Origin of the sequence: Candidatus Nitrosoglobus terrae (genome assembly GCF_002356115.1) — a bacterium.
Taxonomy (GTDB): Bacteria; Pseudomonadota; Gammaproteobacteria; order Nitrosococcales; family Nitrosococcaceae; genus Nitrosoglobus; species Nitrosoglobus terrae.
Window position 1 is genome coordinate 1,588,722 of the sequence record NZ_AP014836.1, and the last position, 21,837, is coordinate 1,610,558.

At 41.4% G+C, this 21,837-nt stretch carries 22 protein-coding genes; 13 read left to right on the forward strand and 9 right to left on the reverse strand.

What is annotated here, in order from left to right:
- Positions 1–157: 157 nt before the first annotated feature.
- On the reverse strand, positions 158–841 hold the full coding sequence (crp, locus tag TAO_RS07480; protein ID WP_096527317.1) for a cAMP-activated global transcriptional regulator CRP: 684 nt from the start codon (positions 839–841) through the stop codon (positions 158–160).
- 86 nt (positions 842–927) lie between these two features.
- Between crp and TAO_RS07485 the strand changes: the two genes are divergently transcribed.
- From TAO_RS07485 to speD, 3 genes are all read left to right on the forward strand, one after another.
- A complete protein-coding gene (locus TAO_RS07485) occupies positions 928–1,347 on the forward strand; it encodes an OsmC family protein (RefSeq protein WP_096527318.1) in 420 nt (139 codons plus the stop codon).
- 111 nt (positions 1,348–1,458) lie between these two features.
- Entirely contained in the window at positions 1,459–1,857 is a 399-nt protein-coding gene (locus tag TAO_RS07490) for a VOC family protein (protein WP_096527319.1), read from the forward strand.
- A gap of 57 nt (positions 1,858–1,914) precedes the next feature.
- Positions 1,915–2,724, forward strand: a complete 810-nt coding sequence (gene speD / locus TAO_RS07495; RefSeq protein WP_096527320.1) for an adenosylmethionine decarboxylase — start codon at positions 1,915–1,917, stop codon at positions 2,722–2,724.
- A 39-nt stretch (positions 2,725–2,763) separates the two neighbouring features.
- Here the strand turns inward: speD and TAO_RS07500 are convergent, their stop codons facing one another.
- Complete coding sequence (locus tag TAO_RS07500; protein WP_096527321.1) at positions 2,764–4,167, reverse strand: DUF3482 domain-containing protein; 1,404 nt, start codon at positions 4,165–4,167, stop codon at positions 2,764–2,766.
- Positions 4,167–5,702, reverse strand: a complete 1,536-nt coding sequence (locus TAO_RS07505; protein WP_096527322.1) for a DUF2868 domain-containing protein — start codon at positions 5,700–5,702, stop codon at positions 4,167–4,169. The genes TAO_RS07500 and TAO_RS07505 overlap by 1 nt, the downstream gene beginning before the upstream one ends.
- A gap of 312 nt (positions 5,703–6,014) precedes the next feature.
- Between TAO_RS07505 and ccmA the strand changes: the two genes are divergently transcribed.
- Genes ccmA through ccmI form a run of 9 tightly spaced genes read left to right on the forward strand, consistent with a single transcriptional unit; the run spans position 6,015 to position 13,022 of the window.
- A complete protein-coding gene (gene ccmA, locus TAO_RS07510) occupies positions 6,015–6,677 on the forward strand; it encodes a cytochrome c biogenesis heme-transporting ATPase CcmA (RefSeq protein ID WP_096527323.1) in 663 nt (220 codons plus the stop codon).
- Positions 6,678–6,682: 5 nt separating this feature from the next.
- Positions 6,683–7,366 (forward strand): heme exporter protein CcmB, encoded by a 684-nt coding sequence (gene ccmB / locus TAO_RS07515; RefSeq protein ID WP_096527324.1) that lies wholly within the window; start codon positions 6,683–6,685, stop codon positions 7,364–7,366.
- Between the two features lie 9 nt (positions 7,367–7,375).
- Complete coding sequence (locus TAO_RS07520) at positions 7,376–8,152, forward strand: heme ABC transporter permease (protein WP_096527800.1); 777 nt, start codon at positions 7,376–7,378, stop codon at positions 8,150–8,152.
- A gap of 32 nt (positions 8,153–8,184) precedes the next feature.
- Entirely contained in the window at positions 8,185–8,316 is a 132-nt protein-coding gene (gene ccmD, locus TAO_RS07525) for a heme exporter protein CcmD (RefSeq protein WP_231910626.1), read from the forward strand.
- Positions 8,313–8,756: a cytochrome c maturation protein CcmE gene (gene ccmE, locus TAO_RS07530; protein ID WP_096527326.1), complete on the forward strand. Its 444-nt coding sequence runs from the start codon at positions 8,313–8,315 to the stop codon at positions 8,754–8,756. The genes ccmD and ccmE overlap by 4 nt, the downstream gene beginning before the upstream one ends.
- A complete protein-coding gene (locus tag TAO_RS07535; RefSeq protein ID WP_096527327.1) occupies positions 8,753–10,750 on the forward strand; it encodes a heme lyase CcmF/NrfE family subunit in 1,998 nt (665 codons plus the stop codon). Before ccmE ends, TAO_RS07535 begins: the two co-directional genes overlap by 4 nt.
- On the forward strand, positions 10,750–11,286 hold the full coding sequence (locus tag TAO_RS07540) for a DsbE family thiol:disulfide interchange protein (protein WP_096527328.1): 537 nt from the start codon (positions 10,750–10,752) through the stop codon (positions 11,284–11,286). Before TAO_RS07535 ends, TAO_RS07540 begins: the two co-directional genes overlap by 1 nt.
- Positions 11,287–11,292: 6 nt before the next feature.
- The gene (locus TAO_RS07545) at positions 11,293–11,760 is read left to right on the forward strand and encodes a cytochrome c-type biogenesis protein (RefSeq protein ID WP_096527329.1); all 468 of its coding nucleotides are present in this window, start codon (positions 11,293–11,295) and stop codon (positions 11,758–11,760) included.
- Positions 11,757–13,022 carry a c-type cytochrome biogenesis protein CcmI gene (gene ccmI, locus TAO_RS07550; protein WP_096527330.1) on the forward strand — a complete coding sequence of 422 codons (1,266 nt, stop codon included), beginning with the start codon at positions 11,757–11,759 and terminating at the stop codon, positions 13,020–13,022. Before TAO_RS07545 ends, ccmI begins: the two co-directional genes overlap by 4 nt.
- Before the next feature lie 55 nt (positions 13,023–13,077).
- Here ccmI and TAO_RS09985 read toward each other — a convergent pair whose 3' ends face one another.
- The 6 genes from TAO_RS09985 to TAO_RS07580 form a co-directional block, all read right to left on the reverse strand.
- The gene (locus TAO_RS09985) at positions 13,078–14,010 is read right to left on the reverse strand and encodes a LysM peptidoglycan-binding domain-containing protein (RefSeq protein ID WP_231910627.1); all 933 of its coding nucleotides are present in this window, start codon (positions 14,008–14,010) and stop codon (positions 13,078–13,080) included.
- 54 nt (positions 14,011–14,064) lie between these two features.
- Positions 14,065–14,709, reverse strand: a complete 645-nt coding sequence (gene coq7, locus TAO_RS07560; protein WP_096527331.1) for a 2-polyprenyl-3-methyl-6-methoxy-1,4-benzoquinone monooxygenase — start codon at positions 14,707–14,709, stop codon at positions 14,065–14,067.
- 108 nt (positions 14,710–14,817) lie between these two features.
- On the reverse strand, positions 14,818–16,116 hold the full coding sequence (locus TAO_RS07565; protein ID WP_096527332.1) for a (Fe-S)-binding protein: 1,299 nt from the start codon (positions 16,114–16,116) through the stop codon (positions 14,818–14,820).
- Positions 16,117–16,599: 483 nt separating this feature from the next.
- Positions 16,600–17,661: a cytochrome-c peroxidase gene (locus TAO_RS07570; RefSeq protein ID WP_096527333.1), complete on the reverse strand. Its 1,062-nt coding sequence runs from the start codon at positions 17,659–17,661 to the stop codon at positions 16,600–16,602.
- 330 nt (positions 17,662–17,991) lie between these two features.
- A complete protein-coding gene (locus tag TAO_RS07575; protein WP_096527334.1) occupies positions 17,992–19,785 on the reverse strand; it encodes an ABC-F family ATP-binding cassette domain-containing protein in 1,794 nt (597 codons plus the stop codon).
- Positions 19,786–19,806: 21 nt separating this feature from the next.
- Complete coding sequence (locus TAO_RS07580) at positions 19,807–20,562, reverse strand: class I SAM-dependent methyltransferase (protein WP_096527335.1); 756 nt, start codon at positions 20,560–20,562, stop codon at positions 19,807–19,809.
- 420 nt (positions 20,563–20,982) lie between these two features.
- On the opposite strand from TAO_RS07580, the gene TAO_RS07585 reads away from it, so the two are divergent.
- Positions 20,983–21,762, forward strand: a complete 780-nt coding sequence (locus tag TAO_RS07585) for an enoyl-ACP reductase FabI (RefSeq protein ID WP_096527336.1) — start codon at positions 20,983–20,985, stop codon at positions 21,760–21,762.
- Positions 21,763–21,837: the final 75 nt, after the last annotated feature.

Consider the following 21,837-nt stretch of genomic DNA (forward strand, 5'->3'; position numbering starts at 1 on the left):
CGCAGCCACTCAACTATAGCTTGGCAAGTCCAAGCGACAATAGAGATTCTGATGAAACAAGAAAAATGCAGTGAGCAGCTTGGCAGGAGCTAAATCGGCGAATGCACATAAGCCGATAATTGCAACACGTAAGCAATTAGCTCCGAATATATTTATCCTAACGAGCACCGTACACTACAATGGTTTTACCTTTAACCGAAAGCAATCCTTGCTGCTGTAGCTCTTTAAGTACCCGACCTACCATTTCCCGGGAACAGCCTATCATCCGACTTATGTCTTGGCGAGTAACACGAATTTGCATGCCATCAGGGTGGGTCATAGCATCAGGTTGTTGACACAAATCCAGTAACGTCCGATTCACTCGGTCACTCACATCCATAAAAGCCAGATAGCTTACCTTGCGATTAGTCTCTAAGAGGCGCCGAGCTAGCTGTCTCCCTAAAGCTAGTAACAGCTGATGATAATATTCGGCTAATGGACCTTGAGTTAAGTATCGAAGCCGCTCATAGGTGATCTCCGCTAATTGACAAGGAGATCGGGTTCGAACCAGCACATCTCGTTTTTTTGGTGGATCAATAAATAATCCCATCTCGCCAATAAAATCTCCTTTATTAAGGTAAGCTAGAATAAGCTGACTCCCATCCTCATTCTCCATATAGACGGTCACTGCACCTTTACGGATATAATAAAGCTTATCAGCAGAATCTCCAGGGTGAATAATAGGTACCCTAGCAGGAAAATCTTTAATATGACAATATTTGAGAAAATTATCGATAGAAGACTCTCCCACTAAGCATAAATTTCGTAGTAATATAGTTTTCTCTAATGCGATTCCGATCATAGTTTCCAGCACCCCTAAACGTAATCAAGTCATTATTGTATTGGCAGCGATAGAAATATCTTTAAACCTTACCAAAATTATTACCCATGAAGGCGCGAATTAAGTGGATTGAAGAGAGTAGCTTTGTCGGCCAATCAGGAAGCGGACATACTGTAGTTATGGATGGTCCTCCTGAAAGTGGCGGGCGTAACCTTGGAATTCGGCCCATGGAAATGCTCTTGCTGGGAATAGGAGGTTGTACCGCCTTTGATGTTATCCAAATTTTAAAGAAAAGTCGGCAATCTGCCACTGACTGTATCGTAGAAATCACGGCCAATCGGGCTGAAACTATACCTAGGGTATTTACCCATATTCACATTCACTATAAGATTTTTGGCCACAGCCTTAAAGAACATCATGTTAAACGAGCAATCATGCTCTCTAGCGAAAAATACTGCTCAGCCTCTATTATGCTAGGGAAAGTCACTTCTATCAGCCATGCTTATGAAATTATCGAAAGTAGCTAATCTTAAAGACCTAGCTCTCACCTTAGTTTTCAATACAATTAACTTCCATTAACGATAATTATCGTAGTAAAAAATTTAATTTAACTTTAGTAATAACGAGAAAACCCTCTATTGAATAAACCCCCAGCGACAGCCGGCCTACATCATATAGCTCTATTTGTAACTGATGTTGAAGCCTGTGAGCGCTTCTACGTAGATCTTTTAGGAATGCAAGTTGAGTGGCGACCCGATAAAGATAACGTATACCTCACTTCAGGTAGCGATAATCTAGCACTCCACCGGCTACCACCAGATCGATCTCCCTATGGAGTACAACGACTAGATCATATAGGTTTTATTATTAATACCCCTGAAGCGGTGGATTCTTGGTATGAGTACCTCAGATCTCACTGTGTATCTATCAAAACGATGCCCAAAACCCATCGTGATGGTGCACGTAGTTTTTACTGCACAGATCCTGCTGGCACTACTCTACAACTCATTTATTATTCCCCTCTTGCGATAAAATAGCGCATAATGCGCTACCACACTAATTAAAACCACCTTAGGAGGAAAGAGGCGCAAACGATGGCCGGTGTCTTTAATAAAAAACTTCAGCTACATGGTTTTAACAATCTGACGAAAACTCTGAGCTTCAATATCTATGATATTTGCTATGCGCAAACCCCTCGGCAGCGCCAAGAATATATTGAATATATTGATGAAGAATATAATGCCGAGCGGCTTACAGGTATTTTGACTAAAGTTGCCGATATCATCGGTGCTAATATTCTCAATATAGCTAGACAAGATTATGAGCCTCAAGGGGCTAGCGTTACCATGCTCATAGCTGAAGACAAAAATAAAGAAAATCAACAACTTACTAACATAGAAGAGCCTGGCCCTCTGCCTGAGAGTCTTGTTTGCCATTTAGATAAGAGTCATCTCACCGTTCACACTTATCCTGAAAGTCATCCAGAGAATGGAATTAGTACATTTCGCGCAGATATTGATGTCTCCACTTGTGGACGGGTATCACCATTACGAGCGCTTAATTACCTTATTCATAGCTTAGAATCAGATATCGTGACCATGGACTACCGAGTTCGAGGCTTTACTCGCAGTGTAGACGGAGGTAAGCATTTCATTGATCATGATATTGACTCAATCCAAAATTTTATCGCGGATGACACTAAAGAACGCTATCAAATGATTGATGTAAATATCTATCAAGAAAACATCTTTCACACCAAGATGATGCTTAAGAACTTTAATCTTAATGATTACTTATTTGGTGGGAATACCTCCGATCTCACATTAGAGGAGCAGCGAAAAATCACTGATCGGGTAAAAAAGGAGACCTTGGAAATATTTTATGGTAAAAATATATCTGGTTAACCCTTAGTAGTTTAGTAATAAAGACTTTCTATAAAAAATTTAAGGGGCTTTATCTAAATCTACAATAATGATCTCAATAATCCTAGCAAGGGAATCCACTAAAGCAGGGTCAAACGTACCATCATCAGTATTCCGGATTCGGGTAAATATCTTTTCTAATTTTTTACGCTGGTGATCTGAAATAAAGTACGTACTCATAGCTCCAGCTGCCTTATCAAGACTGAGGATATCTCGCTGAGCATGAGTACGCCGTATTACAGCTAGGTAATGGTAAATTGCCCTCCCTAATACCACATAAGGAAAATTAATATTAGCTGCTGGCCCCACTCGTAACTCTGATCCTCCTAACGGCAAGCCTAGAATTTTAATATCTGAAATACGATTATAGGAAAACCATGCAGAGGCTCCCCCTATCATAGAACCCACCGTGGCACCTAATAAAAAGGATGTGCCGCCTACAGCTAAATCGAAGCCTGAACCAAGCAACGCTCCCCCTGCCGCCCCTGTTGTAAGTAACTGGCGTTTTTTCAAACCAAAAACATTCCAGCTATCAAGGGAGAAAAGATCTGCATCTAATATTTCAAGATCTTTTTCGCGACGCTCTAAGGCATGATAGTTATAAAACCTCTCTATAGTGCGCCGCCCTTTTTGCTCCAAATTACGTAATTCTATTTTATACTTCTGGGTTAGGGATTCCTTATAAGCATGCTCATCCTCAGTAGGAGATAATCGTTTTGTAATAGTTAACGCAATCATATTTGCTAACATCTCTGCAATATGCTGCGCGCTTCTTTGGCACCGCACCCTTCGATCCTCTTCTAGGATTTCTACAGCTTTATTCAGCGGTGCTTGCCATTCCTCTCGTAATTGGCCAAACGCTTTAAGTAATTCAAGGCGCTTGTGAAATTCTGCTGTAACAGCATTAAATATCCGCACAATTTTAAAATACTGGCTTAATGCTGCTCGCCATTCTTCAATATAGTCCCCTTCTCCAACCATATTAATAAGCGCAATACTTGGTTGACCAGTCCATTGTAGAATCTCCATCTCAGCTTCATATTCTTCCCCATAAGGACGAGAGCCATCAATAACATATAAAATACCCGCCCCATTAATTACAGGCGCGAGTAATTCACACTCATCAATAAATTTATCTGTATTATAGTAGGTCTCTACAAATTGACAGACAACACTAGATCGCTCTGCTGCTGTTACTGCTTGAGCTTTCATCCATGCTAATGCTTGCCGTGCCCGTTGAAACCCTGGGGTATCCACTAAAATGTATTGGACTTCACCATCTACTTTCATGGGAAAGTATCGGCTCCTCATTGTAGTACCTGGTACTAATGAAACTTGAACTGATTCATCCTGGGCTAAAGTAGCAACGATACTTGATTTACCTTTATTTGGATGGCCAACGGTCGCAAAAATAGGAACGGACATTAATCTGCTTTAAACTTCAATGGCTGAAAGGCAAGCCTTGGATCTCCAAGACTTTGTAGTTTTTGCCTCCAAATATCTAGATCCTTAGGATCAGTAGAAACCAAATTACGTTTATCATCAAACGATACCGGCACTACCATAACTATCCGCTCTAACCCTAAGGCAGTGCGAAGAGCCTCCAAAAAATCCAAAAAATCTAAAAGAGGAGGCTCCCAAGACTTTACCACTATAATTATGGCTGCTTCTCTTATCGCGCACAGTTCTTCTATCACGCGCTGATCCTGCTCAATAGAGCACTTACCTCCGGCAGGCATTACATGGCTGATTTTCACTGCCACAGCTTGTTGAATTACATCTTCCAATTGACCTTCTTCAACATTAATCCCCGCCCAAGTAATTAAATATCCTTTAGCCCCAGCAAAACTATTCTTTTTAGCAAATTGGGTAATCTCTAGATCTTGCAATCGCTTAACTTCAGGTTCTACAGCCCCCGTCTCAACCACAGCATGATTCATACGATCAAGAACCTGCTGAGCGCCCGGGGTATGAAGAAACGCTTTTTCTAACGCCACTTTAAAGCGCCAACGAGCGGTAGTAAGCGCTAAAAGTCGCGGTAATAAGCCATAAAAAACGATCCCCATCAGCAAAAATTGCCACCATTGCCCCAATATAGCCGCATCTGTAACTGCTGTTGCATTTGGCAAAATTCCCTTATGAAGTCGATAAAACCTAGTGGCTTCAATCAAATCCAATGAAGGAAGCGCCCCCTCTAGCCAGTCACGCCACGGCCAAGCTAATTGCCTCATTAACCAATAAAAACTATCAGCTTGATACTCTAAGGTAGTACTCCACCCAAAAGCCAAATCAGAGACCGCAACCAGATAAAAACAACCTGCTAATGCCCCTAAATTAAAGGCCACAGCAAATACTTGGGAAAGCTGCAGTATCAGCCACTTTCTCACTCGATTGTAGACAATATGGTGTATTTTTTGCCGCCCTAAAGCAGCTTCAAAAGCTAAGCGGTGCTCAGAGGGCAAAAAACGTATAAGGGGAGAAATCAAGCGCCCTGGACTAAGTACGCTGAGAAAATCCTGTAATGGACGAAATCCTGGTATAAAATGTAATAAATTTTGTGGTAATGCGATTACAGCAGACATCAGCAGGAGCAAAAGCTGAAATCCGACAAATATTGCAAGTACGTTGATAACATTAACTGGCTGGGTGCCATTATAGGCAAATACACCTAATGCTGTTATCCAACCAACCAACACACCTAAAAAAAGCAGTACTAGCGTTATTAAACGAAGGGCTTTAACCGCATTTTCACCAAGAAAACTTTGGTGATCACTCTCAATAACCTGCCATAACCAATAACGAAGTTGACAATAAGGTTTACCCGCAAGATATGAAAGCTTTCGCCCAATATCACGATCACGGTGGTACAAACTTTCTGGATCTACAGTTGCATCTAGATCCATTTTTATGCTGAGATCCACTAAATCAGCAAGATTCGAACGAAGCGGTGTACGATCCATAAAACTACTATTTCTTATTTAATGCTAAATAATCTAAGAACAGCTAACGGCATCTGCAGAAAAATAATCATTAATTTTTAAGATATTGAAGTAGTACAGGAAACGAAACCACATTTGCGCTGTTAGTCTATTTTACATGGCTAAAGCTTTAACAGTGTACCATGATTTAAACGCTTTATAGCCTTAGAGTCCGCCACTATATAAATAGTATGATCTTAAATTAATCTCATAGTAAGTAGTGTTAAAATACGTAGTTATGTTATTAAATATAAATATTACAAATTTGCGCAAAGGAATAAAGAAAATCTAGCCATGGATCAAAACGCCAGCAATAAGCTAGCAATATCAAGCCCGGAGCAACCACAGCTACAAATAGAAGAGCTTACTATTCGCCGAGGTGAACGGTTACTTTTTGAAAATATTAGTTTTACCGTTAACCAAGGTGATATATTTGAGGTTTCTGGCCATAATGGCTCTGGAAAAACTACGTTATTACGCTTACTATGCGGGTTATTATTGCCTGAGAAAGGAAAGCTAATATGGTGTGGACAACCTATCCATAAAGTACGCCCGCTCTATCATAGCAACCTTGCCTATGTGGGTCACACCGATGCGATTAAAGGTGGGTTAACTGCTCGTGAAAACTTAATAGTCGCCGGAGCACTTAATGGCGGTGGGATCAGCCCGGAAGAAGCTTTAGATCGGGTAGGTTTATCTAAGCTCCGAGAGCTACCAAGTCGTTTCTTTTCAGCTGGCCAAAGACGGCGCCTAGCTCTAGCGCGATTGTTGGTTAACCGTGCTCGATTATGGCTTTTAGATGAGCCGTTTACTGCCTTGGATAAAATGGCGATAAAAACCATCTCCAGCTTGTTAGAAACACATGCCGCTAATGGTGGAATGGCTATCTTTACGAGCCACCATGCTATCAGCATTGCTCATGCTAAACGGCTAGAAATACCTTCAATACTTGCCTGACTTTTATGAGTAACTCTACCCTATCTCAAGCTTGCTGGTGGCTTACCAAACGCGATCTACTGCTAGTACTGAGGCATCGGAGCGAAGCGGCTAATCCTCTCCTTTTTTTTCTAATGATAGCCAGTATTTTTCCGCTAGGTATTGGCCCAGAGGCAACGGTTTTACGGCAAATTGCTCCCGGAATTATCTGGGTCGCAGCTTTACTCGCCACATTACTTTCTCTAGAAGCTATGTTTCGCTCCGATTTCGATGATGGCAGCCTAGAGCAACTCATTCTAAGCCCCTATCCGTTACCAGCATTAGTGCTGGCTAAAATATTTGCCCACTGGCTAGCTACCGGATTACCTCTAATTTTACTTGCCCCCTTATTAGGACTACTATTCGGTATCTCAGGCTGGCCTTTAGTTGTCTTATTAATTACGCTCTTAATGGGTACGCCCGCATTAAGCTTAGTTGGATCTGTTGGGGTTGCCTTAACGGTAGGGTTAAGGCAAGGGGGATTATTGCTTGCTTTACTACTACTTCCTTTATATGTTCCTATATTGATTTTCAGCGCTGGTGCTGTAGAGACAGCAGCCCAAGGCTTACCTGCTGATGGACAACTTTATCTTCTAGGCGCTTTACTAGCTCTGGCTGCAACCTTAGCACCTATAGCCACCTCGGCTGCCCTATGTATTCGCATGAGTTAAATAAACATGATACGTTATTTACCATTTCACCATCTTTATCAGCATTTGGCTTCCCCTAAATATTTCTATATATGGTCTAGCCGCTTAATTCCTTGGCTAGGACGTATAACTGCAATTTTAATGATCATAGGTCTTTTTTGGGGACTAGTTATAGCTCCAACAGACTACCAGCAGGGTGACAGCTACCGAATTATATTTATTCATGTCCCTAGTGCTTGGATGTCTCTATTCATATATATGGTTATGGCCTCAGCAGGCGCTATTGCCTTAATATGGAGAGTGAAGATAGCAGAGATCATAGGCAGTGCTAGTGCCCCGTTAGGAGCTTCTTTTACGCTACTAGCTCTAATTACCGGATCGCTCTGGGGGAAACCTATGTGGGGTACTTGGTGGGTATGGGATGCACGCCTTACATCAGAGCTTGTTCTACTATTTCTCTATCTAGGCTACATCGCCCTACAATCGGCTATAGAAGATCCTCGGCAAGCCGCAAGGGCAACCGCTATTTTGGCCTTAGTAGGTATAGTGGATCTGCCAATTATCCATTATTCAGTAGAGTGGTGGAATACGCTCCACCAAGGACCAACAGTGACTAAGTTTGGTGCCCCGTCTATTTATTGGGGTATGCTAGTTCCTCTGCTTATTATGGCCATTGCGTTTATGACTTATTACGGAACACTGATACTGATTAGGGCTCGCTCAGAAATATTAGAACGGGAACGCAATAATAGCTGGGTCAAGCAAATCCTAAATTCAGATGATACTACTATCTCTATTAATCCTTAAGAGCCATGAATACATTACAAGAATTCATCCATATGGGCGGATACGCTCTTTACGTATGGACAGCCTACGGAATCGCCGCTGTCATCTTGATAGGTAACATTGTACATGCCTTACTTCGACAGCGTCGAATAATCCGTCAAATACAGCAGGAGGACAAATCATGACCGTACGCCAAAGACGGTTTGCAATGATAACACTAGTAGTTATGGGAGTATCTATTGCTACTGGGCTTGGGCTAAAAGCCTTTCAAAAAAATATTTTGTTCTTTTATAACCCAAGCCAAGTCATGGCTGGGGAAGTCCCTACTGACACTACTATTCGGGTTGGAGGGCTAGTGGTTGATGGTAGTGTAAAACGAGAAAGCGGTAGTCTTAATATGGAATTCGAAGTTACTGATAACGCTAAAACAATGACTATCGTCTACAGTGGTATCCTCCCTGATTTATTCCGCGAAGGGCAAGGGATCGTTGCCATGGGTAAACTTGGGCCTAATAAAGTATTTGAAGCTAGCGAAGTTTTAGCTAAACATGATGAAAAATATATGCCCCCCGAAGTTGCTGACTCCCTAGCTAAAGTAAAACCCAATACGGAGAATAAACTATGATTCCAGAACTTGGGCACCTTGCGCTAATTCTGGCCCTTACCTTAGCACTTTCTCAGGCAATATTACCGCTTGTTGGGGCACAACGTGGAATTGTAGGATGGATGAACGTAGCACGAACTGCAGCTTATGGCCAATGCTTTTTTATCGTCATTGCTTTCGCTAGCCTTGCTACTAGTTTCATTACTAATGATTTTTCAGTCGCTTATGTAGCGAGCAATTCTAACTCCGCTCTGCCAATACCTTATCGTTTTGCAGCTATCTGGGGGTCTCACGAAGGATCACTGATGCTATGGAGTTTGATCTTAAGTTTCTGGACAGTTGCTGTCGCCCGATTTAGCCGTAGCATACCCTTAGTATATATTGCTCGAGTGTTGGCTATTATGGGCATAATAAATGTAGGGTTCTTATTATTTATGATCCTTACTTCAAACCCGTTTCTACGCCTGTTTCCAGCCCCCTTAGATGGGCAAGATCTTAACCCTTTATTGCAAGATCCAGGGTTAGTTATACATCCTCCCATGCTCTATATGGGTTATGTAGGCTTTTCTGTCGTCTTTAGCTTTGCTATTGCAGCGCTTATTGGTAAACGCCTTGATGCTGCTTGGGCACGGTGGTCCAGGCCTTGGACAGTAGTAGCTTGGTTATTTTTATCTATTGGTATTACCTTAGGAAGTTGGTGGGCTTATTATGAGCTTGGCTGGGGCGGATGGTGGTTTTGGGATCCGGTAGAAAATGCTTCCTTTATGCCTTGGCTAGTAGGTACAGCATTAATTCATTCCCTTGCGGTTACTGAAAAGCGAGATGCCTTTAAACGCTGGACTGTATTGCTTGCAATCTTTGCCTTTTCTCTTAGCTTACTAGGAACTTTTTTAGTACGCTCTGGGGTGCTCACATCTGTACACGCCTTTGCATCAGACCCAGCACGCGGGATTTTTATCCTCTTCTTGTTAGGTATTACTGTAGGTGGATCCCTATTACTCTATGCACTACGAGCACCACTAGTACTGGATACTGGACGGTTTCACTTTATTTCTCGTGAAGGATTCCTTTTAGCCAATAACGTAGTATTGGTCGTCGCTGCCGGCAGCGTGTTACTAGGTACTTTATATCCCTTAATTCTTGAAGGCACGGGATTAGGCAAAATTTCAGTAGGACCTCCTTATTTCAATACTGTGTTTATCCCCCTCATGCTTATTCTAGCCTTCCTACTAGGTATGGGTATTATAGCTCGCTGGAAGCAGCAAAGTTTCTGGGAAATCGTAAAAAGACGTGGCTTGGTTTTTATTGTTTGCGTCGCGATTGGAATCTCAATCCCTTATGCTATTGGCCATGAAAAAGAATTCAATGCGATTGCTGGAATCACAGTAGCAGTATGGGTTACGCTCACAACTTTGCTTGGAATTTGGAATCGATCTATAAATCGAGAAGGAGCAATCGCAGGTATCCTTTCCTTATCGCGGAACTTTGTAGGAATGTCATTAGCCCATTTAGGCTTTGCCATTTCAATTGTGGGTATCACCATAACTTCAATCTACGGATTAGAACAAGATGTAGGTGTTGCCATAGGCGAAGGAGCAAAATTAGGTGCCTATGAGTTTCGCCTAGATTCAATTCACGAGACTAACGGTCCTAATTATCGAGCTACCGAAGGTAGCGTATCTATCCTCAAAAATGGAGAATTAATTACCACCCTTCAACCTCAGAAACGTATTTACCGTGTACAAACCTCTCCCATGACCGAGGCTGGTATTGATGCTGGATTATTTCGGGATTTATTCGTTGCCTTAGGAGAATCCCTTGGAGAAAACAAATGGAGTTTACGCATCCAATATAAACCATTTGTCCGCTGGATCTGGTTAGGAGGATTATTTATGGCCTTTGGTGGGGCATTAGCTGCCAGTGATCGACGTTACCGGATAGGGTTATTAAAGAAAGCTAAGCGTAAAACTACTCAGCCTATTGCAAATACAACAGCGGCGGTAGCAGAAATCTAATGTCACGTTATACTACCCCCTTAATCATCTTTATAGTTCTAGTACTATTTTTTGCTATTGGGCTGCATAAAGATCCTCGGCAGATTCCCTCACCCCTAATCGGCAAAGCGGCTCCTGAGCTTGGGATTCCACGGTTAAATACCCCAGAGAAAAAAATATATCGAAGCGACCTACTAGGTAAAGCGGCTCTAGTGAATGTATGGGCTAGTTGGTGTGTTGCCTGCCGAGCGGAGCATGAAATTTTACTCCGCTTAGCGCGAGAAAAACCCCAACTGCCCATCATTGGGCTTAATTACAAAGACAAACGAGAGGCAGCACTAGGATGGCTTGGCGACCTAGGTAATCCCTATACAGAGATTGCCGTTGATATGGATGGACGAGTCGGTATGGACTGGGGAGTTTACGGCGTTCCAGAATCCTTTCTCGTCGACCCTCAAGGAATTATCCGGTATAAGCAAATTGGACCACTAACTTGGGAAGTCATCGAAAAAGAATTACTCCCCTTAATTCAATCATTCGAGACTCATAGAGGTTAAACGATAATGATACGGATATTACTGCTAGTATTTGTACTAGCAGGGACAGAAATGCAGGCTTATGCTGCTGATCCTGCCCTTTATTCATTTGATAATCCAGCCCAAGAGGCTAAATTTCAAGATCTGATTGGACAACTACGATGTCTAGTATGCCAAAACCAATCGCTTGCTGACTCCCACGCTGATTTAGCGGGAGATATGCGGCGTGAAGTTTATCAAAAAATGAAAGACGGCCTTACTAATCAAGAAATCATTGATTTTCTAGTACAGCGATATGGGGATTTCGTTCTTTTTCGCCCCCCTATGCAGCCAAATACTTATTTATTATGGCTTGGGCCAGCGTTATTCTTCATAGTAGGGTTTGGTATATTTATTATCGCTATGCGAAAACGCCATCAAACTTTAACCCCTAGCCTTTCTGAGGCGGAGCACCAGCGTATGGCTAAACTTCTGGAGGAAGAGGATTTAAAATGACCTCCTTATCAGTATTTTGGATTGCTGCGGGAGTAATGTCCCTATTTGCGCTTGCTTTTTTACTCCCTCCTTTATTGCGCCGTCACTCTCAACAGGAAAATGATGAGACTGCAGCCGAAATTGCTATCTATCGACAGCGGCTACAGGAGCTTAAGGCTGAGTTGCATCATGGTATTTTAACTGAAGAGCAATTCTCCCATGCCCAACATGAACTAGAAGAAGCTATGGCTGCTGATTTAGCTATTGGCTCCTCAACTGATTTAAAAATAAAACGGCATTGGCTAACTGCTCTCATCTTAACTATACTTGTACCCTCATTAGCTTTCCTTACTTATTGGCAGGTAGGCGCTAGTGGTAAGGTAGGGGAGCAATTGGCTAGTAAAGAAACTTCTCAACAAGAGATAGACCGAATAGGCCATGCTATAAAAAGCCTTCAAGCTCATTTAGTAGAGGATCCTGAAGATGCTCAAGGTTGGCAATTACTGGGAAAAACTTACCTTGCCACTAATCAAGTTTCCGAAGCAGCGGAAGCATTAGGTCATGCCTATGCATTAGATGATCAAAACCCTGATATCATCTTAGATTATGCAAAAGCTCTTGCCACTAGCCAAGAACGGCGGTTGCAAGGAGCTCCTCTAAAGCTTATACAGCGTGTACTCAAAATCGCACCTCAACACCCCGAAGCACTATGGCTAGCTGCTGTAAATGCACTCCAATCTAACCAAAATGAAAAGGCAAAAACTTATCTTGAGCAGCTTGCCCTTCAACTTCCCCCAGGTAGTGATGAAGAACGTATGGTACGCGCTCATTTAGCCCAGTTGTCATCTTCATCAGAAGCAATAGCCAATACCAATACAGGGGGAGGGGGTGAAGCTAGTGACAAAAAAGTATCTACCGAAGGAAATAAACAATCTCCTCGTATAGAAGTTCAAGTAGTGCTTGATCCTACGCTCAAAGATAAAGCTGCTGATACATCCACCGTCTTTATTTTTGCTCGGGCAGCTAAAGGGCCGCCCATGCCTTTAGCCGCTGTCCGGAAACAAGTTAAAGATCTACCTTTAACAGTTGTATTGGATGACTCTAAAGCCATGGCACCTAGTTTCCGTATGTCAAATTTTAACGAATTTCAGGTGGGGGCTCGTATTTCTCTATCTGGAAATCCAATACCTCAAAGCGGCGATCTTCAAGGATTTGTTGACGGCAACCTCTCAGGGAATCCCACAAGCCCAGTATCAGTAACAATTAACCAGATCGTGCCTTAAAATACCAAGACAGGGGTGGGTAAAAGAATTCTTTCTACCCACCCTAAATAACAACCTATTCTTGGACTGGAATAGTTAATTTCATCCCAACTCGCAAAGCATTAGGGCTTTTTAGCTTATCTTGGTTGGTTTCATAAATAAGGTGCCACTTATTTGCATCACCATAAACACGTTTAGCAATACTGGAAAGAGTATCTCCAGGCTCAACAGTTACAGTCTTTTCAGTTAACTCCTGCTGCAATAAAGCAAGATCACTAGTTTTAGATTTCCCTGCTAGAGATGGAACTGCAAATAGTGCATTATCATCCTTAGTCATAGACCCTTTATTTATAGTAGTATCGCTACCCAAAGAGCCAAAATCCTTTTCAGTTTTAGTAGCAGGTAGCGGTGGCGTAACAGCAATCTCTGCTGTCTTATCATTCTGTTTTAATAGCTGATCGGTAGCTTTATTAAGCTCTTTAGTTGCCTGCTCCGATTTTTTCGTTTGTTCCCTTAACGCAGCTAATTCATTAGTAAGTCCTTTAGAAGATGTAGAAGCTCTTTCTTCTGCTTGAGTACTAGGCGATCCAGCATCTAATTCCTTTAAAATCGAAGCAAATTCATGCTCATCCTCGCTAGACGGAGTCATATCAATATTAGATAAAGCGGTTCCCTTGTCAGATGAAGCTATCTTATTTTCAGGTTTATTTTCAGAATCTGGCTGAACAGGCTTTGACTCCAACTTTACCTGGGAGGGAATAACTTCTGTCCCTTCTTCAATTTGCGGGTTAATCTCTTGCTGCGTAACAACTGTATTTTTTCTTTCCACATTATGGTTGAAGTATAACCATGTAGCCCCTGCTACTAATACAATAATTAAAGATACCGAAATCATTATAGAGAGCATTCGCCCTCTATTCTTAGATTGCCTATAGCTTGGGCGCTCAGAGATAGGCCGCCTGCCATAAGCAGGTCGTGCGTAACCATTATCATCATTATTATCGGCCATAATTTGCTCCTATATTGGCATTAAATTACCTAATTAGCTTATTAATTAACCATACTATATCCAGTAAGCAGTTCGGGTCATTAACTTTGATGTTATTCCCATAATAATCTTTATAGGGGTAGGTAGTTCTGCCCCACCAGCCTCCAAGGCTGCTGTAGCGTGCCTAGATTCATCTTCTCGCATCTGGTTTAAGATAGCATGACTACGTGTATCATGAACGGAGATCTGGTCTAAATGGCCATCTAAATGCTTGATTACTTGATGCTCTGTTTCAGCTATAAAACCTAAACTCCACTTATCCCCAGCAATACCTGCTAAAGCACCAATCATAAGGGAACCTCCATACCAAAAAGGGCTTAAATAGCTAACATGAGTACTAAGCTCTTGTACTCGGCATTTACACCATACTAAATGATCATTCTCTTCACGGGCAGAAATCTCCATTGCCTCTCTTACTTCTGTAAGATTTGCTGTTAATGCCTGCCCCATATATAGAGCCTGAGCTGCCACCTCACCCGCATGGTTAATTCTCATTAAGCGCCCTGAAAGCTTTCTTTCTTTCTCACTCAACATCCCCTCTTCAATACCCAAGGAAGGATTAGGTCGTTCGGTTATCTCGGTTGCTCCAAAGACGGTACGCAAAGCACTATCGAAGTTAATAATAGCCCGATCAAGCTGTGAAAACCTTATTCCTTCCATATCTCATCTCCCTATTATCTTATAATTAGCTTATTGCAGATAACGCGCTTATTCACGCAAAATGAACCAAATAAACATAATACAAAAAAACCAAATAAATATATATTCTTAAAGATCTATTTGCTGGGCTAGCAGTTGTACTGGGTGCATTATCTCGATAGGAAGAGAAACTTCTTTTATCCCAGCAGATAAATATAAAGAACACCCTATATTAGGTGTCACTAAAATATCAGGCTGTATTTTTTTCAAAATATTTATTTTTTCAGCCTGTAGCGCCTTAGCAAGAGTAGGTTGCGTGAGCATATAACTTCCAGCAGCGCCGCAACATTGTTCATTATTTGGAAGTGGAATAATATCAGCTTCAGGAATACGACGCAGCAAATTATATACTGCGTTATGTTGCTTCAAAACATAACGCAAGCTACAGGGATCATGAACCGCGATACGCTTCGCTAAGGGCTTTAGGGTTACTTCTGACGGCCAGCTTATCTGAAGTAGAAATTGATTAACATCTTGAATTTTAGCGACAAAATCACGAGCAATATCTATATTAGCCTTTCCCTCCTGCACCCATTGAAAATACTCAATCAAGCTTGTAGTACAGCCAGTTGCAGTACAGATAATTGCTTCAGAATCTATATTCGTAAAAGCGCTTATATTTTTTAGTGCTAATGCTAACGATTCTTCTAGGTTACCATCATGACGTGCTAAAGCACCACAACAAACCTGTTTACTGGGGACATGAACACTATAGCCTAATTGATTTAATAACTGTGTTGTTGTAAGTAATAAAGGTTGATCTACTACATCAGCGATACAACCTCTAAATAAAGCTACTTTTCCTCGTTCTTTAAATTTGGCAGGATAAAAACGATCCCAAGATTGCAAAAAAGGTAATCTAGGTACCAGTTTCCATTGTTGTTCCCATCCTAAAACTCGCAATAATCCACTACGCTGGGCTAATCTATCTATTCCTATAATTTGAAATAACCTTATTAACTTCCCAATGCCATAGAGCGCAGTAGGCCATGAGAGTATCCATTGATGAAAGAGATATTTTTTAAATTGCTGCCAATAAGACCGATGATCTTTCGCCTGAGCACGTGCTGAATCAATTAGACGCCCATAAGGAACAAGAGAAGGACATACCGCCTCACAAGCACGACAAGTCAAGCATCTATCTAAATGACCTAATAAGCCTAATGTTGGGGGTAATTGTTTCTTAGCTAGTGCGCGCATAAGGGCAATCCGACCCCGAGGAGATTCGCTCTCATCACCTGTTAAACGATAAGTAGGGCAATGAGGTAGGCATAACCCGCACATCACACAGCGATCGGCTTCTTGATCTAAAAGTTTTTCTGATTCTCTACTAGGTGAAGAATCATATGGGCTAGATTGAACCATCATATCACGCAGGATTTATTAAAAAGAAAGGAAAATAAGATAATAGGTAAGTAACTATATTAAAATAATTTACCTATTTGATAAATCCCAAGCCCCATAAGTTCCCTACTTTAATCAGCAGCTACAGAGCGCTATTTCAAGCTAGCCCTTTGTCTCCTTAATATAGGAGAACCTAAGTATAGATGCGCGACGACTCCCAGCGACGATGCAAAATGTAATAATGCATAGCCACTTAACGATAGCTTAATAAGTCCAAGCAACCATAGAAGTTTTGATGAAGCAGGAAAAACACAGTGAGTAACGTGGCAAAAACTAAGTCGGTGAATACACATAGGCCGATAATGGCAACACGTAAGCAGTTAACACCGAGATAGTTAGTTTTACTTACCTTAACTTAAAGGGGTAGGGGGTGGCAATTTAGCTATTGTCGCCCCCTATTAGCTTAGACTAATTAATTGTGGCGTTCTATGTTAACGCTAAACGCTATCACTTTATATCTGTTACGGGTAAAGGAGTCTCCCCAGTATGAGTAGGTAAGATAGGATATTCTATTTTAGGTTGCTCACCCGTTAAGGTTTTTAAGAAAGCAACAACAGATGCCGTATCTTTACTATCAAGCGTAATACCTAGCTGCGTTGATCCCATGATATCCACTGCTTGATTAAGATTCCACACTTGGCCAGAATGAAAATAGGGAGGAGTTAAAGCCACATTTCTTAGGGAAGGAGCTCTAAAAACAAACTCATCACTTGCTTTTTTAGTTATAGCAAAACGTCCTTTATCTTTCTCTGGCAGCACATCAGGGCGAGGTTTTTTTGCAACACCAAAGGGATGATAGCTATTGCCGCCCACATTAACCCCATTGTGGCAATTTGAACAGCCTTTATCCATAAATAATTTAAGCCCAGTTTTTTCGGTTTCGGTCAATGCCTCAGAATTACCTTTAAGGTATTGATCAAAGCGTGATTTTGGGGTTAGCAAAGTAGCCTCAAAAGCTTCTATGGCTTTAGCTGTATTATCAAAGGTCACTGGATTAGCCTCATTGGGGAAGGCTTTCCGGAAACTTTGAACATATTCCGGAATACTCTTAAGCGTATCTTCTACACGTTCTGGGGTATTATTCATCTCCACTCCTGCTTGCACCGGCCCTTTTGCCTGTGCTGCCAGATCTGATGCCCGCCCATCCCAGAATTGAGCTACATTAAACACAGCATTAAGTACAGTAGGCGCGTTACGAGGCCCTTTTGCCCATCCATGACCAATAGAAGTTTCCTGTAGATCTCCGCCACCAAGTGCTAAATTATGGCAAGTATTACAACTAATTAACCAACTTCTAGAGAGACGAGGATCAAAGTAAAGCCATTTACCAAGTGCAATTTTCCCCGGTGTTATCGTCACTCCGTCACGCAAAGCGGGTGGGGTAGCGGGAATAGGTTTAAATAGAGATTGAGCCTGCTGCATAAGCTTATCATCCCCCTCTTTTGCAAGAATGGGATTAATATGGCCAGCTCCCAGCGTCAACGCTAAACAGATAGCAAGTTTTTTCATTCTTCTCCCTCCTTAATATAATGGGCGCGTTAAAAATATGGAGGCAAATCTGATTTATAATTTATCCGTATAACTTTCATATCATGAGTTTTTAATAACAGATATTATAAATACCGTTTCTAATCATTATTCCTTAAATTAAGCGCTGCCTCTTCTAATATTAGATCTAAATTTATTTTAAAAATGTAATTGTAGTCTTGAAATTGATTGCTTACAAATTTACAGTTAAATCCAGAAAAAATGAGCATTAGATCTAATAAATATCTAAAGAACCCCTACTCTAGATAAATACATTCTCGCCTACCCTGCTATACTAAATTTCTTAATTAATTACTTTAACCGTTCTAATTTCTCCCAACGCTGATATAGCTGCTTAACATTGTTTTCTGCCTTTTGAAGCTGGGCGTATAGTGTTGCCAAACGACCAGCGTCACTCATAATTTCAGGATCATGGAGCTGTTGCTGAAAGGTATCCACGATATGCTCTGCTTTAATTATTTTTTGCTCAATTCGATTAAGCTCTTTTCTTTCCTCATAGCTTAGCTTTAAAGAGGCTTTTTTTTCAGAGTTAAGCTTATTTGGGAAATCTTTAGTAGCTGGCTGGGGCTTTCTGGCCTCAAGCCACTGATAATAGTCCGCAAAAAATTCAACTTTTCCGCGGCCATCGAGATAAAGTAGGGTATCGCTAAGACGATCTAACAAAAACCGATCGTGGGTAATCAGTACAATAGCGCCAGGAAAATCTTGTAAACTCTCCTCTAGCACCTCGAGGGTAGGGATATCTAGATCATTCGTAGGTTCATCCAGCAATAAAATATCTGCAGGCTGTAGCATTAAGTTAGCAATTAAAACTCGGGCTTGCTCCCCACCAGAAAGCTGAGAGATGGGAAGCCCTAATTTCTCTACAGGAAAAAGAAAACGTTTAGCCCAAGCGCTGATATGAACAGAATGCTCTCGAAAAACAACCCTATCTCCTAAAGGACATAAGGCTTCCTTTAAAGTTAGCTCAGGATTTAGCTGCTCTCGCTTTTGATCAAAGACTACTACCCGAATCCCATCGGCCCAAGTAATAGTACCTAAATCAGGGGCTAATTCTCCTCTCAATAGTTGTATTAACGTAGTTTTCCCGCTACCATTTTGCCCTAGCACTCCCACGCATTTACCTGGGGAAAGCTGTAAATTTAAATGCGCAAATAGCGCTCTCCCCCCGCGACTAATCCCAATATTTTGGGCTTCTAACAGTTTTTTGGTTTTTCGCCCAATGGCTTCAAAATCAATTTTTGCCGCTTTACCTTGCTGTACATTACGCGCTTTAATTACTTTCAGCTCACCCTGAAGCTGTTGAGCACTATTTAGGCGATAGCGCGCTTTAGAAGTCCGGGCTTTTGAACCTTGCTGTAACCACTCCAGTTCTCGCCGTACTTTATTAGCCAACACCAACTCTTGCTGTTCCTGTTGGCTAATAGCGGCCTCTCGTTTTTGGAGAAAGCTGCTGTAATTACCTTCTACCTTAAGAAATCCTTCTGGATATTGTTGACTGATCTCAACGATCCGATTAGTGGTATTTTCTAAAAAATAACGATCATGACTTGCTAACACAAACGCAAACGAGGATAGCTTTAGTATCCCCTCTAGCCATAAAATCCCTTCCATATCCAGATGATTGGTGGGCTCATCCATAAGTAATAAATCTGGTTTCTGTATCAACGCTCGACTAATAGCAAGCCGTTTACGCCAACCTCCTGATAAAGTCCCTACCTTTTGCGTTGGATCAGCAAACCCTGTTTGACGAATTATTTCCTGAGTACGCTGATCGTACCCCACTTCCAGCCCCCCTTCTGGAAAGGCATCCTGTAAGGTTTCTTCAACCGTTTTTTCTAAATTAAAGCGATCTTCTTGAGGTAAATAAACTACAAAAGTGCTCTGCTTTCGTGTAATTTCTCCTGAATCAGGAAGCTCTACTCCGGAGAAAATTTTCAATAACGTGGACTTTCCAGAACCATTAGGGCCAATTAATCCTAAACGCTCATCAGAAAAAAAATTCAAAGAAATATCGGAAAATAAAACCTGATTTCCATAAGACTTACTTATAGAATAGCTGCTAATCAATAAAGTTGAGGCCATTTTTTGTTAAAACTTACAATTTCAATAAGGCTTACGGGCTTCAAATCGTAGCCGCACATAATCAACTATCCAAGAGTTATCGCTACGGCATAGTTTAGGGCGCAGCTTATCACATACTTCAGCAATGAACTCTGGCTGCTCAAGCTTAGGCACATCGGCGATAAAACATTGCCCAAAAGTCCAAAGCCATTGACTCATATCCGTAGATAATAAAGTTGGGCGCTGAAATAACTCAATCCGGATCAGCTGAAACCCAATAGACTCAAGTAGGCGCTGATATTCTTCGATGCTTGGAAAATACCAAGGGTTGAAGGTGCTAGGATCAGCTCTATATCGTGTTAGTACTTGGTATAACGCGGTGACAATAGTCTGGATATTCCCCTCTCCACCAAGTTCTCCAACAAATCTCCCGCCAGGAATTAAAGCCTTCCAGACCCCTTCGGCTACAGCTCTTGGCTGTTTCATCCAATGTAAGGCTGCATTACTAAATACAGCATCAAATTCAGCGCTAAATTGAAGATACTCACCGTCCATTAGCCGAGCCTCCAGTCCTTGTGCCCTTACAGCATTTATAAATTCCGGACTACTATCCACGCCAACGACATGGCATCCAAAAGCTGCTAGCTTCGCTGTAAGTGTCCCATCACCACAGCCTAGATCAAGGATATGCTCGTCTATTTTTGGGTTTAACCATGCTATCACAGGCATTCCTAGATCTGGCACAAACTGGGCATTTTTCCTATAATTTTGTAAATCCCATACTTGCCCAGCGCACATAAACATCTCCTCTATACTCGGCTGATAAACAATCTTTATATTAGTGATATTTTATCTTAGATGAGAGTTATCCTATAATAGTGTATGTTTTCCATATGCTATCGCAATATGTCTCTTAAGCAGCTCAAGCATTAAATTGCTTTTAACCCTACCTTAGTAAATCTTACTCTTAGACTACACTGTCATAAAATTTAATAATTTTGCATTATTTAGCTTTCAATAAATCTTCTTAGCTAGAATAACTAGCTAATGAAATTAAGCTCTTTCTTGATCACAAACTACAAACAAATAATTTCTACTAAATACCTAGATAACATACTTACTCAAGTTAATCTTACAAAACTCTTTTCTTTCGTAAGCAGAAAACTTGAAGTGATATTACTCATACATTACAGAGGAAAGCAACTTAAGGAGAACAACATGGGATTTCTAACCAATAAAAAAGCGCTTATTGTAGGAGTAGCTAGTTCTCGCTCTATTGCCTGGGGAATTGCACAAGCCATGAAAAAGGAAGGGGCTGATCTAGCTCTAACCTATCAAAGTGAGAAACTTCAAAGTCGGGTTGAAAAGCTTGCCTCCGAATGTGGTACTGATATTATCCTTCCATGTGATGTAAGTAGTGATGAGCAAATTGAAATGCTTTTTACTCGTCTTAATGGCTATTGGAATCATCTAGATATCATCATTCACTCAGTCGCCTTTGCTCACCGTAATCAATTACAGGGTAATTACCTAGAAAATCTTACCCGGGAAGGATTTTTAACCGCCCATGAGATTAGCTCCTATAGTTTTTCCGCTCTGGCAAAAGCAGGTAGAACCATGATGCAGGGCCGCAATGGTGCCCTCCTTACTTTAAGCTATCTAGGGGCAGAGCGAACTATTCCCAACTATAATGTAATGGGAGTTGCTAAAGCGAGTCTTGAAGCAAACGTGCGTTACATGGCAACTTCTCTAGGACCTGAAGGTTTACGAGTTAATGCTATTTCCGCTGGTCCCATTAAAACGCTAGCCGCTTCAGGAATCGATAATTTCAATAAATTCCTGACCTACTCCGAGCACAACACGCCTCTTAGACGTAATGTTACTATTGATGAAGTTGGCAATGTAGCGGCATTCCTCTGCTCTGATTTAGCTTCAGGCATAACAGGTGAAATCATTTACGTTGATAACGGTTATCATATTATTGGAATGGGAGAATAACCAAGCCATCTCATTTCTATAAGTAATCTGATATTTATTCATATAGCTGAGGCGAATTTAATGGCTATCTCAAAG

Excerpts from the sequence above, each read along its gene's own strand:
- crp (WP_096527317.1), bottom strand. The coding sequence starts at position 841 with ATGATCGGAATCGCATTAGAGAAAACTATATTACTACGAAATTTATGC.
- TAO_RS07485 (WP_096527318.1), top strand. The coding sequence starts at position 928 with ATGAAGGCGCGAATTAAGTGGATTGAAGAGAGTAGCTTTGTCGGCCAA.
- speD (WP_096527320.1), top strand. The coding sequence starts at position 1,915 with ATGGCCGGTGTCTTTAATAAAAAACTTCAGCTACATGGTTTTAACAAT.
- TAO_RS07500 (WP_096527321.1), bottom strand. The coding sequence starts at position 4,167 with ATGTCCGTTCCTATTTTTGCGACCGTTGGCCATCCAAATAAAGGTAAA.
- TAO_RS07505 (WP_096527322.1), bottom strand. The coding sequence starts at position 5,702 with ATGGATCGTACACCGCTTCGTTCGAATCTTGCTGATTTAGTGGATCTC.
- ccmA (WP_096527323.1), top strand. The coding sequence starts at position 6,015 with ATGGATCAAAACGCCAGCAATAAGCTAGCAATATCAAGCCCGGAGCAA.
- ccmB (WP_096527324.1), top strand. The coding sequence starts at position 6,683 with ATGAGTAACTCTACCCTATCTCAAGCTTGCTGGTGGCTTACCAAACGC.
- ccmD (WP_231910626.1), top strand. The coding sequence starts at position 8,185 with ATGGGCGGATACGCTCTTTACGTATGGACAGCCTACGGAATCGCCGCT.
- ccmE (WP_096527326.1), top strand. The coding sequence starts at position 8,313 with ATGACCGTACGCCAAAGACGGTTTGCAATGATAACACTAGTAGTTATG.
- TAO_RS07535 (WP_096527327.1), top strand. The coding sequence starts at position 8,753 with ATGATTCCAGAACTTGGGCACCTTGCGCTAATTCTGGCCCTTACCTTA.
- TAO_RS07540 (WP_096527328.1), top strand. The coding sequence starts at position 10,750 with ATGTCACGTTATACTACCCCCTTAATCATCTTTATAGTTCTAGTACTA.
- TAO_RS07545 (WP_096527329.1), top strand. The coding sequence starts at position 11,293 with ATGATACGGATATTACTGCTAGTATTTGTACTAGCAGGGACAGAAATG.
- ccmI (WP_096527330.1), top strand. The coding sequence starts at position 11,757 with ATGACCTCCTTATCAGTATTTTGGATTGCTGCGGGAGTAATGTCCCTA.
- TAO_RS09985 (WP_231910627.1), bottom strand. The coding sequence starts at position 14,010 with ATGGCCGATAATAATGATGATAATGGTTACGCACGACCTGCTTATGGC.
- coq7 (WP_096527331.1), bottom strand. The coding sequence starts at position 14,709 with ATGGAAGGAATAAGGTTTTCACAGCTTGATCGGGCTATTATTAACTTC.
- TAO_RS07565 (WP_096527332.1), bottom strand. The coding sequence starts at position 16,116 with ATGATGGTTCAATCTAGCCCATATGATTCTTCACCTAGTAGAGAATCA.
- TAO_RS07570 (WP_096527333.1), bottom strand. The coding sequence starts at position 17,661 with ATGAAAAAACTTGCTATCTGTTTAGCGTTGACGCTGGGAGCTGGCCAT.
- TAO_RS07575 (WP_096527334.1), bottom strand. The coding sequence starts at position 19,785 with ATGGCCTCAACTTTATTGATTAGCAGCTATTCTATAAGTAAGTCTTAT.
- TAO_RS07580 (WP_096527335.1), bottom strand. The coding sequence starts at position 20,562 with ATGTGCGCTGGGCAAGTATGGGATTTACAAAATTATAGGAAAAATGCC.
- TAO_RS07585 (WP_096527336.1), top strand. The coding sequence starts at position 20,983 with ATGGGATTTCTAACCAATAAAAAAGCGCTTATTGTAGGAGTAGCTAGT.